14 protein-coding genes are annotated in these 14,939 nt (G+C 55.7%); 3 read left to right on the top strand and 11 right to left on the bottom strand.

Features of this window, described 5'->3' with window-relative positions; all coding sequences use genetic code 11:
- Positions 1-50 precede the first annotated feature (50 nt).
- Both ACH1XZ_RS18075 and ACH1XZ_RS18070 read right to left on the bottom strand, forming a co-directional pair.
- Positions 51-1,265, bottom strand: coding sequence for a conjugal transfer protein TraF (locus ACH1XZ_RS18075; protein ID WP_395596621.1), 1,215 nt, complete (start codon positions 1,263-1,265; stop codon positions 51-53).
- A gap of 171 nt (positions 1,266-1,436) precedes the next feature.
- Positions 1,437-1,925, bottom strand: a complete 489-nt coding sequence (locus tag ACH1XZ_RS18070) for a cupin domain-containing protein (RefSeq protein ID WP_035897345.1) — start codon at positions 1,923-1,925, stop codon at positions 1,437-1,439.
- Between the two features lie 126 nt (positions 1,926-2,051).
- Between ACH1XZ_RS18070 and zur the strand changes: the two genes are divergently transcribed.
- A complete protein-coding gene (gene zur / locus ACH1XZ_RS18065) occupies positions 2,052-2,567 on the top strand; it encodes a zinc uptake transcriptional repressor Zur (RefSeq protein ID WP_035897338.1) in 516 nt (171 codons plus the stop codon).
- 54 nt (positions 2,568-2,621) lie between these two features.
- Here zur and ACH1XZ_RS18060 read toward each other — a convergent pair whose 3' ends face one another.
- The 4 genes from ACH1XZ_RS18060 to ACH1XZ_RS18045 all read right to left on the bottom strand — a co-directional run bounded on the left by ACH1XZ_RS18060 (position 2,622) and on the right by ACH1XZ_RS18045 (position 5,432).
- The gene (locus ACH1XZ_RS18060; RefSeq protein ID WP_331388551.1) at positions 2,622-2,831 is read right to left on the bottom strand and encodes a CsbD family protein; all 210 of its coding nucleotides are present in this window, start codon (positions 2,829-2,831) and stop codon (positions 2,622-2,624) included.
- A gap of 136 nt (positions 2,832-2,967) precedes the next feature.
- Entirely contained in the window at positions 2,968-4,287 is a 1,320-nt protein-coding gene (gene dinF, locus ACH1XZ_RS18055; RefSeq protein WP_395596620.1) for an MATE family efflux transporter DinF, read from the bottom strand.
- A gap of 68 nt (positions 4,288-4,355) precedes the next feature.
- A complete protein-coding gene (lexA, locus tag ACH1XZ_RS18050) occupies positions 4,356-4,964 on the bottom strand; it encodes a transcriptional repressor LexA (protein ID WP_035897335.1) in 609 nt (202 codons plus the stop codon).
- A 99-nt stretch (positions 4,965-5,063) separates the two neighbouring features.
- Complete coding sequence (locus ACH1XZ_RS18045) at positions 5,064-5,432, bottom strand: diacylglycerol kinase (RefSeq protein WP_395596619.1); 369 nt, start codon at positions 5,430-5,432, stop codon at positions 5,064-5,066.
- A 128-nt stretch (positions 5,433-5,560) separates the two neighbouring features.
- On the opposite strand from ACH1XZ_RS18045, the gene plsB reads away from it, so the two are divergent.
- Positions 5,561-7,990: a glycerol-3-phosphate 1-O-acyltransferase PlsB gene (plsB, locus tag ACH1XZ_RS18040; RefSeq protein WP_395596618.1), complete on the top strand. Its 2,430-nt coding sequence runs from the start codon at positions 5,561-5,563 to the stop codon at positions 7,988-7,990.
- 94 nt (positions 7,991-8,084) lie between these two features.
- Here plsB and ubiA read toward each other — a convergent pair whose 3' ends face one another.
- From ubiA to malK, 5 genes are all read right to left on the bottom strand, one after another.
- Complete coding sequence (gene ubiA / locus ACH1XZ_RS18035) at positions 8,085-8,957, bottom strand: 4-hydroxybenzoate octaprenyltransferase (protein ID WP_395596617.1); 873 nt, start codon at positions 8,955-8,957, stop codon at positions 8,085-8,087.
- A gap of 14 nt (positions 8,958-8,971) precedes the next feature.
- Entirely contained in the window at positions 8,972-9,469 is a 498-nt protein-coding gene (gene ubiC / locus ACH1XZ_RS18030; RefSeq protein WP_395596616.1) for a chorismate lyase, read from the bottom strand.
- Positions 9,470-9,667: 198 nt separating this feature from the next.
- Positions 9,668-10,612, bottom strand: coding sequence for a maltose operon protein MalM (gene malM, locus ACH1XZ_RS18025; RefSeq protein ID WP_395596615.1), 945 nt, complete (start codon positions 10,610-10,612; stop codon positions 9,668-9,670).
- Between the two features lie 115 nt (positions 10,613-10,727).
- Positions 10,728-12,053: a maltoporin gene (locus tag ACH1XZ_RS18020; RefSeq protein ID WP_395596614.1), complete on the bottom strand. Its 1,326-nt coding sequence runs from the start codon at positions 12,051-12,053 to the stop codon at positions 10,728-10,730.
- 101 nt (positions 12,054-12,154) lie between these two features.
- Complete coding sequence (gene malK / locus ACH1XZ_RS18015) at positions 12,155-13,264, bottom strand: maltose/maltodextrin ABC transporter ATP-binding protein MalK (RefSeq protein WP_395596613.1); 1,110 nt, start codon at positions 13,262-13,264, stop codon at positions 12,155-12,157.
- 371 nt (positions 13,265-13,635) lie between these two features.
- Between malK and malE the strand changes: the two genes are divergently transcribed.
- Entirely contained in the window at positions 13,636-14,826 is a 1,191-nt protein-coding gene (malE, locus tag ACH1XZ_RS18010; RefSeq protein ID WP_395596612.1) for a maltose/maltodextrin ABC transporter substrate-binding protein MalE, read from the top strand.
- The last annotated feature ends 113 nt before the right edge of the window (positions 14,827-14,939 follow it).

Raw genomic sequence — 14,939 nt, 5'->3', positions numbered from 1 at the left:
CCTGTAGCCCGGACGAGGTGCGCAGCACCGACTCCGGGAAGGGAGCTAAGTTAGAACGTGACGCTCAGCTGCGCCCCTGCCCCCCAGGTTTGGTTTTCGCCGTACAGCCCCATCAGATCGACATGGACACGGTTGAACGGCGCAAAGCCAACCCCGCCTGTGAAGACGTTGCTGTCGTTATTTTTCACATCTGCACGATAGCCCGCGCGCACCGCCAGCCAGTCGAGCGGCCGCACTTCGGCACCCACGCCAACGTACTGCGAGGTGTCTTCGCTTTTAAAGCCTTTGGTTTCAGTGAGATCGCCATCGGCGCTGAGGGTCAACATATCCGTGTGCCAGGCGACCCCAGCGGTGACCAATGGGCGAATCTGGTAGGTATCGCGCACGCCATCGACCTCTTTGGTGTCGATGTCGCGAGAGAATAGGTTTTGTCCGCTCAGACCCACCGTCCAGTTATCGCCAAAATCAGCGGCCAGACCGGCGTCAACGTTAAAGCCGGTGTCGTCGTTGCGGTAACGGCTGCTGTTGATGTCGTCGCTGCTGAAGTTGTAGATGGAGGTGGTGTAGTTATAGAGCCAGGTTTGCTGCAGCTTTGGCGTAATGCCCAGCGACACCGGCACGCCGCCGATGTCAAACTGGCGGGCAATCGCCACGCCGTAGTCGGAGACGATCGCCGCACGGCCATATCCTTTCGACTTGAGATCCTGGGGGTTCGCAGTGGCCGCATTAAGAGGATTCGACTGAATACTGCGCAGAAGATCAATATCCCCTTGATCGATATACGAACTAACCCGCGCCCTTGCATTCGCTTTCGCCACAAAAGCCACGTTCAGCGTATCATTGGGGACGCTGACTGCCAGCCCAGCACCGGCTTTCCCGTTCGCGGTTTTTCCTTTCAGCGAGGAGAGTTGATTCGCCAGATCGCCCGCCGCCGCTGAAATCTGGCTAAGATTAATCGTGCTTAGCACCTGCCGGTAGTTGTCTATTTCGTCGCTGATATCATCAATTTTACTGCGCAGATCGTCCTTATCAGAAATCTGCGCACCGATAGTGGGCACGATAAGCGTAATATCATCGTCCGGTTTGGCCTTTGCCAGCAGTGCCGGGTTAATGAGTACGCCGCTACCGTAGTTTGCAGAGGCAACCCCCGTGCCGCCCATCGCGTCGTTGCGCGCCTCTGTCCAGCTATTTGCCGCCCCTGCCTGTCCCGCCACGAAAAAGGAGACAGCGACCCCCATTAGTGAAAATTTGTCTTTTTTATTCACAGTTTGCTCGTCTTATTGTCGATAATGAAACAACCCTCCATCCGTTATCGCCTGGATGGAGACGAACTGTTGCTGTGAATAGCGGGAAAAAAAGTAGTGTGTTCCCCTAACTGAAATTTTTATGGTTATCGTTATTTTTAATAAGCACCCTAATCTTTATAGAAGAAGATGCTAATTTCGCCCAGGTTTTCCATCGTGAGGGCCAAAAAACTGCGGCGGGTGATCGACCCAGCGATCCTCACGCGTCACGGCATACGAGGCGTTTAGCGGATAATAGATGCGGTTGTGTTTTTTGTTCGCCTCACCCACCACCAGCAGCCGAACCTCTTCGGAAGTGTTGTTGATAAAGGTATGACACACACCGGTTCCGGCAGGGAAACCGACGCTATCCCCCGGCTGAAGCTTCCACAGATAGCCGTTGATCCACGCCTGCGGGTAGCCCTCCAGCACGTAGATAAACTCCTCTTCGTCACTCTCCGCATGTGGGTAAGAAGTGCGACGGCCTGGCGGCAGCCGTTCGTGGTGAATTCCGAGATGCCGCAGCCCCAGCGCGCGGGCCAGCGGCGCGCCGATGGCAAAAAGCTCGTTGCTATCGGGGTAAGTCGAGTCATCCGGTCCTTCAACATCATGCCAATGGCGAATGCAATCGGGTCTTTTCATCATTTTTCATCCTGAGTGTGAAGTACACCTGCTATAACACACCTATAGCACACCTGTGGAAACTCGGTGTTTCCGGCATAACATGGTAAAGTATGAGTTTGTTTCACCCGTAACCCGAGGACGCCAATGGATAAGACCACTACGCAAGAACTGTTAGCGCAGGCTGAAAAGCTGTGCGCGCAACGCGGCGTGCGCCTGACTCCGCAACGTCTGGAAGTATTGCGCCTGATGAGCCTGCAAGAAGGGGCGATTAGCGCCTACGATTTGCTCGACCTGCTGCGCGTCAAAGAGCCGCAGGCTAAGCCGCCAACCGTCTATCGCGCGCTGGAGTTTTTGCTGGAACAAGGCTTCGTGCATAAGGTGGAATCGGCTAACAGCTACGTGCTCTGTCACCTGTTCGATCAACCAACGCACACCTCCGCGATGTTTATCTGCGATCGCTGCGGCGTGGTGAAAGAAGAATGTGCGGAAGGGGTAGAAGACATTATGCACGCGCTGGCGGCCAAAATGGGCTTCGCTCTGCGTCATAACGTGATTGAAGCGCACGGCCTGTGCTCGGCCTGCGTAGAAGTGGAAGCGTGCAGCGCTCACGAACACTGCCATCACGACCATACCATTCAGATTAAAAAGAAATCCCGCTAGCGGGCACTAACAGAGGGAGCGTACTTCCTTGTACGCACGGGCAGGAGGACGTTATTACCAGTGGTGGTTGTGGCGTTTATCCCAGCTATCCACCTCTTTTTCGGCCTGATCTTTCGCGTAGCCGTAGCGTTCCTGAATTTTACCGACCAGCTGATCGCGTTTACCTTCGATCACCGTCATATCATCATCGGTCAGCTTGCCCCATTGCTCTTTCACTTTACCTTTAACCTGTTTCCAGTTACCGCCGACTTCGTCTTTATTCATCATTGAATCCTCGTTCGTCAGTGAGTGAATAGCGAAAAGCATGTTTCAGGAAAGACATCTTTTTCGCTAAGCTTGAGGTTAATTGTAGTCAGTCATTCTGGTGCCGTTTCATTATTCGGAATCTTTAACCATACCGTCAGGCAAACCAGCTGTTGTTTTTCCAGTGACGACGCCAGATAACGGCCAGCGCCAGCCCGCGCAGCGCAAGGAATACGGCAAGCGCCAGCCACAGCCCATGATTGCCAAGCAGCGGTAGCGCCAGCATGGTAAGCGCAAACCCGGCAGCGGCCACCGCCATGCTGTTACGCATCTCCGCACCGCGGGTGGCACCGATAAACATGCCGTCGAGCAGATAACACCACACGCCGATAACCGGCAGCACCGCTTGCCACAGCACGTAGCGGTCGGCAAGCTGCCGCAGTTCAGGCAGCGACGTCAGCAGCGCCACAATATGCTCGCCCAGAAGGGCGTAAATCAGGGCAAACGCCAGCGCCACCACGCCCGCCTGACGGCATGCAGCACGCCAGACTTCCAACAGTTTGCTGCCGTCACGCGCGCCATAGGCCTGCCCGGAATGCGCTTCTACCGCGTAGGCAAAACCGTCCAGCGCGTAGGCCGTGAAGGTCAGCATGGTCATCAGCACCGCGTTCACCGCCACGACTTCGCTGCCCAGCCGCGCGCCGAAGACGGTCACTGCGCCAAAGCAGAGCTGGAGCAGCAGCGAGCGCAGCATGATGTCGCGGTTGAGCGCCAGCAGGCGGCGAAAATCGCCCTGCCAGGCTGTTTTCAGCATCGCCCACGGGATCCCGCGCATCACCAGCACCTTACGCGCCATTCCTAGCCCGACCAGCAGCGTGGCGTATTCAGCAATCGCCGTTGCCAGCGCAGCGCCCTGCACGTTCATGTGCAACCCCATCACCAGCCACAGGTCGAGCACGATATTCAGCACGTTGCCGACGACCAGCAGTACGACCGGAGCCCGCGCGTACTGCACGCCCAGCAGCCAGCCAAGCAACACCAGGTTCGCCAATGCGGCAGGTGCGCTAAGCCAACGGATAGCGAGGAAGCGCCGGGCCTGCTCCAGCACCTCGCCGCTGCCGCCAACGATGGAGAGCGCCAGATTTATCAGCGGCGTTTTGAAAAGAATAATCAGTAGCCCGGCACCGAGTGCCAGCATCAGCGGTTGCACCAGTGCACGGGCCAGCGCCTGCGGATTTTTCGCGCCGAACGCCTGTGCCGTGAGCCCGGTAGTACTCATCCGCAGGAACAGCAGCAGCATAAACAGGAAGCTGGTTGCCGTTGCGCCAATGGCGACGCCGCCGAGATAAACAGGACTATCGAGGTGGCCGATAACGGCGGTATCGACCAGGCCCAGCAGAGGCACGGTGATGTTGGAGAAGATCATCGGTAGCGCAAGGCGCCACAGCGCCTTATCGGCGTGAGTAAGTAGCGGCATGAGTATCGACCAAAACGAAAAAAGGCTGCGATAGCGGAAGTATCGCAGCCATGTGAATCAGGGGAGAGTTACAGCCATTCGCCGTTGCGGATAACGCCAACGGCCAGCCCTTCGATGGAAAAATTCTGCTGACGCAGGTCGACCACGATAGGCTTAAATTCGCTGTTTTCTGGTAGCAGTTCGACGACGTTACCTTGTTTTTTCAGGCGTTTTACCGTCACTTCTTCATCGATGCGCGCCACGACAACCTGGCCGTTACGCACGTCCTGGGTTTTATGTACGGCAAGCAGGTCGCCATCCATAATACCGATGTCTTTCATCGACATACCGCTGACACGCAGCAGGAAATCCGCGCTTGGCTTAAACAAAGAAGGGTCAACCTGATAGTGACCTTCGATGTGCTGCTGCGCCAGCAGCGGTTCACCCGCCGCGACGCGGCCCACCAGCGGCAGGCCCTCTTCTTCTTCCACCAGCAGGCGGATACCGCGAGAAGCGCCTGAGACAATCTCAAGCACGCCTTTACGCGCCAGCGCTTTCAGGTGCTCTTCAGCTGCGTTTGGGGAACGGAACCCCAAGCGTTGAGCAATTTCCGCACGCGTTGGCGGCATGCCCGTTTGGCTGATGTGATCCCGGATGAGATCAAACACCTCTTGCTGCCTGGTCGTTAACGCTTTCATTCCGCCCCCTGGGTGTATATACAGTTATGCTGTGAGTATATACAGCTACTGGCTATTTTGGAACCGTAAAACTCACGAAATCAGGCAGTTTTCGCAGGTTTAGTGAAAATGAGCCCACAGTAAGATGGCCCAGGTGATCACCGCCACGAAAATGGACAGCAGCACCGCCGCCGAACCCATGTCTTTTGCTCGGCCAGACAGCTCGTGATACTCGGAACCGATGCGGTCAACCACCGCTTCCAGTGCACTATTGAGAATTTCCACTATCATCACCAAAAGGACCGATCCGATAAGCAGGACACGGGTGATGGCATCGACATCCAGCCAGCAAGCGATAATAATCGCGATAACAGAGGCTACCCCTTCCTGGCGGAATGCCGCTTCATTGATCCACGCCGCGCGGAATCCTTTCCAGGAATAGCCCGCAGCTTTGATGATTCGGGTAATCCCAGTGGTATTATTGGCCATCTCAAGAACCTTTTTCGTTTTTACGTCAATGACAATGCGTGTTATGAGGCGGTAGAACAGAAATTTCACCGACTTTCTGATATTCTTGCCGCGCATTTGCATGATTAACCAGAGGCTTTACATCGTTTATGTCCGGCTGGCCACGAATTTACTACAAATTACTGAATTTACCATTAAGTGTTCTGGTAAAGAGCAAGTCTATTCCGGCACAACCTGCCCAGGAATTGGGGCTTGATACGTCGCGCCCTATTATGTACGTCCTGCCTTATAACTCTAAGGCTGACTTGCTGACGCTGCGCGCTCAGTGCCTGGCGCACGATTTACCCGACCCGCTTGAACCCTTGGAAATCGACGGTACGCTACTGCCGCGCTACGTCTTTATCCACGGCGGCCCGCGCGTGTTCACCTACTACACGCCGAAAGAAGAGTCGATCAAACTGTTCCACGACTACCTCGATCTGCACCGCAGCAATCCAGAACTGGATGTGCAAATGGTGCCAGTGTCGGTGATGTTTGGTCGTTCGCCGGGTCGCGAGAAAGGCGAAGTGAACCCACCGCTGCGTATGCTGAACGGCTTCCAGAAGTTCTTCGCCGTCTCCTGGCTCGGTCGCGACAGCTTTGTGCGTTTCTCGCCGTCCGTCTCCCTGCGCCGCATGGCTGACGAACACGGTACCGATAAAACGATCGCGCAGAAACTGGCTCGCGTCGCGCGTATGCACTTTGCTCGTCAGCGTCTGGCGGCGGTCGGCCCACGTCTACCTGCTCGTCATGACCTGTTCAAGAAGCTGCTGGCGTCAAAAGCTATCGCTAAAGCGGTAGAAGACGAAGCGCGCAGCAAGAAAATTTCCCACGAGAAAGCCCAGCAGAACGCTATTGCGCTGATGGAAGAGATCGCGGCGAACTTCTCCTACGAGATGATTCGTCTGACCGACCGCATCCTCAGCTTTACCTGGAACCGTCTGTACCAGGGCATTAACGTGAACAACGCCGAGCGCGTACGCCAGCTGGCGCACGACGGGCATGAAATCGTCTATGTGCCGTGTCACCGCAGCCACATGGACTACCTGCTGCTCTCTTACGTGCTCTATCATCAGGGGCTGGTGCCGCCGCATATCGCTGCCGGTATCAACCTGAACTTCTGGCCAGCGGGCCCGATTTTCCGTCGCCTGGGCGCGTTCTTTATTCGCCGTACCTTTAAGGGCAATAAGCTCTACTCCACCGTGTTCCGCGAATACCTCGGCGAGCTGTTCAGCCGCGGTTACTCCGTTGAGTACTTTGTGGAAGGCGGGCGCTCCCGTACCGGTCGTCTGCTGGACCCGAAAACCGGCACCCTGTCGATGACCATTCAGGCGATGCTGCGCGGCGGCTCCCGTCCTATCACGTTAGTGCCGATTTACATTGGCTACGAGCACGTGATGGAAGTGGGGACCTACGCCAAAGAGCTGCGCGGCGCGACCAAAGAGAAAGAGAGCCTGCCGCAGATGCTGCGCGGCTTGAGCAAGCTACGTAATCTGGGCCAGGGCTACGTCAACTTCGGCGAACCGATGCCGCTGATGACCTACCTGAACCACCATGTGCCGGAGTGGCGCGAGTCTATCGACCCGATCGAAGCCGTGCGCCCCGCCTGGCTGACGCCGACCGTTAACAAAATGGCGGCCGAACTGATGGTGCGTATCAACAACGCAGGCGCAGCGAATGCCATGAACCTGTGCTGTACCGCGCTGCTGGCTTCGCGTCAGCGTTCGCTGACCCGCGAGCAACTGACTCAGCAACTGGATTGCTATCTGGCGCTGCTGCGTAACGCACCGTATGCGCCGGATGCAACGGCACCGACCGCCTCTGCCAGCGAGCTTATCGATCACGCGCTGCAGATGAATAAGTTCGAAGTCGAGAAGGACACCATCGGCGACATCATCATTCTGCCACGCGAGCAGGCGGTGTTGATGACCTACTACCGCAATAACATCGCGCATATGCTGATCATGCCTTCCCTGCTGGCGTCGATTATGACTCAGCATCGCGAGATTTCCCGCGAGCAGGTGCTGAGCATTATCGATACGCTGTATCCGATGCTAAAAGCCGAGCTGTTCTTGCGCTGGGATCGCGCGGAGCTGCCTGCGGTTATCGATACGCTGATTGCAGAGATGGTTCGTCAGGAGATGATTTGCGAGCAGGACGGCAAGCTGCGTATCAACGCTTCTCACTCCCGCACCCTGCAGCTGCTGGCTGCCGGTGCGCGCGAGACGCTGCAGCGTTATGCGATCACTTTCTGGCTGCTGAGCGGCAACCCGTCGATGAACCGCAGTACGCTGGAGAAAGAGAGCCGCACGTTGGCTCAGCGCCTCTCGGTGCTGCACGGTATCAACTCGCCGGAGTTCTTCGATAAAGCAGTGTTCTCTTCACTGGTGTTAACCCTGCGCGATGAAGGCTATATCAGCGACAGCGGCGACGCCGAGCCGGAAGAGACGATGAAGGTGTACCAGATGATGGCAAGCCTGATTACCTCGGACGTGCGCTTGACGATTGAGAGCGTGACGCAAGAAGAGGCGGCGCAGTAAAAACAAAAATCCCCGGCAAAGACCGGGGATTTTTTTATCCGTTAATGTTGTAGGCCGGATAAGGCGTTTACGCCGCCATCCGGCAATGCCCATCTCAACGTTGCCAGTAGCTCATCGCCAACCCAATAAACAGCACCAGCCCCACGTAGTTATTATTCAAAAACGCCTGGAAGCACGGCCCGCGTTCGCGGTGACGAATCAGCTTTTGCTGGTAAACAAACAGCGCACCGGCAATCAGGATTGACCAGTAAAACTCCCAGTGCAAACCATTCAACCAGCCAATAAGCGCCATCAGCCCCAGCACGCACGCTTGCAGGATGCCGATAATCAGGCGGTCGTTATCACCGAACAGAATCGCCGTCGATTTAATACCGATTTTCACATCGTCGTCGCGGTCAACCATCGCGTACTGCGTGTCGTAGGCCACCGCCCACAGAATATTGGCCAGCAGCATCAGCCAGCAGCTCAGCGGCAGCGTTTCGCTGACGGCGGCAAAAGCCATAGGGATTGACCAGCCGAACGCCGCACCGAGCACCACCTGCGGCAGATGGGTGTAGCGCTTCATGAACGGATAAATCCAGGCCAGCGCCAGCGCGGCAATCGACAGCAGGATGGTCATGGTGTTGAGGGTCAGCACCAGCACGAAGGAGAGCAGCACCAGCACGATAAACAGCGTCCGCGCTTCTTTCTCCGTCACCGCACCGCTTGGCAACGGCCGGTTGGCGGTGCGCTTTACGTGGCCGTCAAATTTACGATCCGCGTAATCATTGACCACACAGCCTGCGGCGCGCATCAGCCAGACGCCCGCGACAAACACTGCCAGGATCCACAGCGGCGGGACGCCAGGGGAAGCGACCCACAGCGCCCACAGCGTCGGCCACAGCAGCAATAGCGCGCCAATCGGTTTGTCCGTTCGCATGAGTCGATGGTAAGCGAGCAGCTTATTCGACCTAAGACTCCACTCCATTTTTATTCTTCCTCTTAGTACAGCGGCGATGCGGGCAAAAAAAGCTCCGTCAGCAGCAGCGGTTTGCCGCTCAGACGCAGGCGGGAACGTCGCCCCCACAGCGCATCATGACACCCTATTTCGATAAAATCCCGGGTCAACGTCGATGACGTAAACAGATAGCGCCCGAGCGGCGTTTTCCCAAGCCTCTGTAGCGCCAGTTCCGGGCCGCTCAGCGTCGACTCCGGCACCACGGTACGCCCGGCAAGCCAGGGTTCGTCGCCCACGCACAATAATATTTCTCGCAGCCAATAGCGAGGTTCATCCGGCAGCAAATGCTGCTCGCCGTCCAGCGCATCACGGGTGACAAAGGCTTCGTTCAGCAACGTGACGCTCACGGGTTTCCCGAACTGCTCAAACCGTTTGGTCATGGAATCTTCCAGCATCAGCCAGTCGCGCTGTGCCGATTCAAGCGGGGGGATGACGTCAAAATAGCGCAGCGCGCGAAGTTGCGTCAGTGCAGAGTGCGACATGCCTGTCTCTCCAATACATAACTTCTGGCTATTGTATCGCAGAACACAGCGGGAGGGGGTGCAGGAATGGTCAAATACGATCATTAGCGCAACAGCAGTGCAACAGTTTGTTATTGCGCTAGAGGATATAGAAAAATGGCGTGCCCGGATGGGCACACCAAAAGGCTTCGCCTAAACATCAGCGCTGCGGGGTAAAGCTTACCCCTTGCCTTTTACAGCGCCGATAAAGGTGGAACGAGCAGATTTCGAGCCCAGGCGCTCGGCTTCATTCATCAGCTTCAGGGCTTTGTCGATATCCCCTTTCGCTACCGCCTGTTTAATACCGTTGTTGAAATAGGTTTCGGTGTCATCCAGCATTGGTTCTGCTTTGGCAGCCGGAGCCGCGACTGGGGCGACCACAGGAGCAGCCGCTGGCGCACTATAGGCTGGCGCGGCGGTGTTACCCACGGTGACCGGAGCTGGGCCAGAAGAGCCAAACAGCGGGCCGACCAGCACGCTGGAGCTGCTGTTGGTTTTGACTTTCAGCTTCACGAGGCCGTCGGTGGTGTGTTTCGCCACCGGGTCAGGAATATCCGGTACCGCGTTGCCGGTGCCTTTGGCATAGGCTTTCGCTGGGTCCAGCAGCGTGGTGGTCTGCTGAAGATCTTTTTCAGTGGTAAAGACCAGGACGTACAGCTTCTGCTGGCCTAAGGCTGGGGTCAGGCGCATGACGCCTTCCAGACGGTCGGCGCTCATTACGCCCGGAGCCTGATAGGTAAAGTAGCTGCTTGGGAAGTAAGCAGATGGCGTCATGTTCTGATCGAGAATCAGCACGTTCGGCGCAAAGACGTTGGTTTGTTTGTTCACTTCGCTGGTCAGCGTCAGCGTGAGTTCGCCAATATTGGCCGGCACGCTGTAGGCCACGACGTTACCGGTGATACCCGGTACATTCAGGCTCTGACCACCGGTAGAAATTTGGGTGGACTGCACTTTAGATTGATCGACCGGCGTCCAGGTCAGTTGCTGGAGGGCCGAGGTTGGGATAGTGGGTGCGGCGCTGGTGTTTTGCGGCACATAGTTGACGTCCGCAAGGCTGATGCCCGGAACGCTCGCCAGCAATCCAGCGGATAAGCACAGAGCAACGAGACTTTTTTTCATTTTCATTATGATGACCTCAGAAATCGTCAGTCTAGCGGTAGCCAGGCAATAGCGCGCTAAACCTTACGGAACAGAGGGGCTTTCGCCCCTCGTCAGTTTATTGCTTCAGGTTAGTGCTGAATTACCACCAGATTTCCATCTGAGCACCGAAGGACCACTCATCGCTGTCACCACGGCTGTAGGTTTTCGCGCTGGTATCTTTGTACGCGATACCGTTGTCGTAACCCCATTTTTCATCCCACTTCGCATAGGTTGCGAATACGCGGATTGCCGGACGGGACCAGATGCTGTCGCCCGCCTGCCACTGTTGCGCCAGGGTAATTTTGTACTGGTTGTTGGTGTCACCAGTTTTCTGGGACTTGACGTTGTCGTAACCGACTTCCATCAGGGTGCTCATGATTGGCGTCCATTTGTACATAGGACGGACACCGACGGTCCACCACTTGGTGCCGTTGCCATCATCACGGTCGATGTTCTGGTACATACCGACGTACATCAGGTCAACGTTCTCACCCAGGGAGATTGCACCGTGGTCAAGCACGCGCCACAGGTCACCGTTGTTGTTTATTCTGTTATCTACAACACCAATTTCGGTATCTTTATCGTAATCGTTACCAGTGAAGGAACCCTGAGACAGGCCTTTACCTTGAGTAGTCATCGCATCAGTTGCGTACTGAACGACGAACTTGTTGTAACCCTTCAGCATGCTCTGGGTATGTTCAGCGGTGAACATCCAGCCATCTTTAGAAGCGTCATCTGCGAAGCTATAGCCGTCAGTTTTATTCGCACGACCGTAGTCAACACCCAGCTCCAGAACGCCGTCCGGGTTGGTTTCCAGACCGGCTAAACGGACGTCGAATACGTCGTTCGCAGTGTCTTTGTATTTGCTATAGGTATCGTTGCTGGTGAAGATATAAGAACCACCCGCTTCCTGAGAACGTGTTGCTGCCAGAGACAGTTTACCGAAGCCCAGGTCGATGTTTTCAATACCGGCACCAGGACCAGAAATATCCCAGTAGTAGAAGTCGATCATGTGAACGTCATGACGCTGGTAGAAGCGCTTACCGGCCCAGATGGTAGAACCTGGCAGCCATTCAATCAGGTTTTTACCCTGGACGTTCGCTTCGCGGAACGCTGGGTCAGTGGCTTCCCAGTCGTTCTGCTGTGCTACGGAGTAAGCCACGTTGGTGTCGAAGTAGAAGCTCTTATCGCCCTCTTTCCACACTTCCTGACCTAATTTAATTTCGGCGTAGGTTTCACATTCGTTACCGAGACGGTATTTACTTTGTGCACCGGTTGCCTGGAAGCACTGTTGTTCGCCGCCGCTACCCGTCCAGCCAATACCGGAACGCGCGTAACCATGGAAATCTACGGCCATTGCCTGAGCAGACATAATGCCTGCTGCGACGGCAACCGCCACGGGGAGTTTGCGCAGAGTAATCATCATTCTATCTCCTGAGATCATTGCTTTTCTTGAACATTCCACCCTTCTTGCCTTATCGCTGGCGACGTAAGAGCTTCATGCTTGTTTTGTTTTATGGGACTTCGTTAAACGCCTGGCTCTTTGTGCTGCCGACGACATGCGGTGCCATCCTCACGGAACAGATGGCAGCGCTCTGGCGGCAAGCCGATAGCGAATGTGGCTCCCTCTTCGACCAACACCACGTCGTTCTGGCGGTAAACCAGGTTCTGACGGATGGCAGGGATCTGGATATGAATTTGCGTTTCGTGACCAAGCTGCTCGACAACATTGACTACCCCTTCCAACGTCACATCGGCGATGTGGCTTGGCAGCAGGTGTTCCGGGCGAATGCCCAGCGACATGTTGGCGCCAACCTGAACGTTGTTACTCTCGACCGGGAGCCAGATCTGCTGACGGTTCGGCAGCTCGACCTGCACCTGGTCGATGGCGGTGGCGGTGACTTTGACCGGCAGGAAGTTCATCTTCGGCGAACCGATGAAGCCCGCAACGAAGCGGTCTGCCGGATAGTGATACAGTTCCAGAGGCTTCCCGACCTGCGCGATGCGACCGGCATCCAGCACCACGATTTTGTCGGCCAGCGTCATCGCTTCGACCTGATCGTGGGTGACGTAAATCATCGTGCGGCCCAGACGTTTATGCAGACGGGAGATTTCAATACGCATTTGAACGCGCAGCGCGGCGTCCAGGTTAGAAAGGGGTTCATCCAGCAGGAACACGCGTGGCTCGGCCACCAGCGTACGGCCAATCGCCACACGCTGACGCTGACCACCGGACAACGCTTTTGGTTTACGTTCCAGAAGATGGGCTAACTGCAGAACTTCGGCGACCTGGTTAACGCGCTGATTGATGAGTTCTTTTTTTGCACCCGCCAGCTTCAGGCCAAAAGACATGTTCTCGGCAACGGACAAATGGGGATACAGCGCGTAGGACTGGAACACCATGCCCACGCCACGTTCCGCGGGCGGGATATCGTTCATGCGGGTTTCACCGATGAACAAATCACCGCTGGTGATGGTTTCGAGACCCGCGATCATACGCAGCAACGTCGATTTGCCGCAGCCCGATGGCCCGACAAACACCACGAACTCCCCTTCCTGGATATCGAGGTTGATATCTTTTGATACCACCACGTCGCCCCAGGCTTTCGTTACATTGCGTAGCTGTACGTTCGCCATGCCCTTCTCCCTCGTTACAACTTGTCACCGACAGAAACATTCAAGATGGGCTGACTATGCCGTACACATCAATTTGGTGAATCCTCCACCCCCCCGGTTTTTTATGGGGGAGGAGACGGGAGGATGAGAAGGCGCGCTCTGCCCCCGATGACATCTCATCAAAACGAAAATCGTGATGGGGCCGACAAAAAACGGCGCTTTTTTTTGTGCGCTAAGACGCATAACGGGGATTTATGTTACGGAGATCACACTACTGGCCCCTAGGGCGTAGAGCCCAGGAGGATGGAAAGGGGTTGCTAAAAAAGGAAACTCATCGACGTTAAACCACCTCTGTGTATCCACAAGTACATAACCTGGAAAGGACGGGATATATGAAAATCAAAACTGGCGCTCGCATCCTCGCGCTGTCCGCATTGACCACGATGATGTTTTCCGCCTCTGCTCTGGCAAAAATTGAAGAGGGAAAGCTGGTTATCTGGATCAACGGCGACAAAGGCTATAACGGTCTGGCCGAGGTAGGTAAGAAATTTGAGAAAGATACGGGGATTAAAGTCACCGTAGAACACCCAGATAAACTGGAAGAAAAATTCCCGCAGGTTGCAGCAACCGGCGACGGCCCGGACATCATCTTCTGGGCACATGACCGCTTTGGCGGCTACGCGCAGTCTGGCCTGCTGGCTGAAATCACCCCAGATAAAGCGTTCCAGGACAAGCTCTATCCGTTCACCTGGGATGCCGTACGCTACAACGGCAAGCTGATTGCTTACCCAATCGCGGTTGAAGCGCTGTCGCTGATTTACAACAAAGACCTCGTGCCAAATCCACCGAAGACCTGGGAAGAGATCCCTGCGCTGGATAAAACGCTGAAAGCGAAAGGTAAATCCGCGCTGATGTTCAACCTGCAAGAACCGTACTTCACCTGGCCGCTGATTGCTGCCGACGGCGGTTACGCGTTTAAGTTTGAAAACGGCAAGTATGACGTGAAAGACGTGGGCGTGGACAGCGCTGGCGCGAAAGCGGGCCTGACCTTCCTGGTTGACCTTATCAAGAACAAACACATGAACGCGGATACCGATTACTCCATCGCAGAAGCAGCCTTCAACAAGGGCGAAACGGCGATGACCATCAATGGTCCGTGGGCGTGGTCCAACATTGATAAGAGCAAAATCAACTACGGCGTGACGCTGCTGCCAACCTTCAAAGGCAAGCCGTCCAAACCGTTCGTTGGCGTGCTGAGCGCCGGTATCAACGCCGCGAGCCCGAACAAAGAACTGGCGAAAGAGTTCCTCGAAAACTACCTGCTGACCGACCAGGGTCTGGATGAAGTGAACAAGGACAAACCGCTGGGCGCCGTTGCGCTGAAATCCTTCCAGGATCAGTTAGCGAAAGACCCGCGCATTGCAGCCACCATGGATAACGCCCAGAAAGGCGAAATCATGCCGAACATCCCACAGATGTCTGCATTCTGGTATGCCGTTCGTACCGCTGTCATCAACGCCGCGAGCGGTCGTCAGACCGTCGATGCTGCGCTGAAGGACGCGCAGGGTCGTATCACCAAGTAATGTTTTTATCCCCTCTCCCTCAGGGAGAGGGTTAGGGTGAGGGTTGTGTTGCAACATCCGCCCTCACCCCGACCCTCTCCCCCAGGAGAGGGAGAAAAGCTCAAACGCTGTAG

Origin of the sequence: Kluyvera chengduensis (assembly GCF_044197065.1) — a bacterium.
Classification (GTDB): Bacteria; Pseudomonadota; Gammaproteobacteria; order Enterobacterales; family Enterobacteriaceae; genus Kluyvera; species Kluyvera ascorbata_C.
The sequence above is the reverse complement of the archived record's forward strand: the minus strand, read 5'-3'. Positions and strand labels throughout refer to the sequence as shown.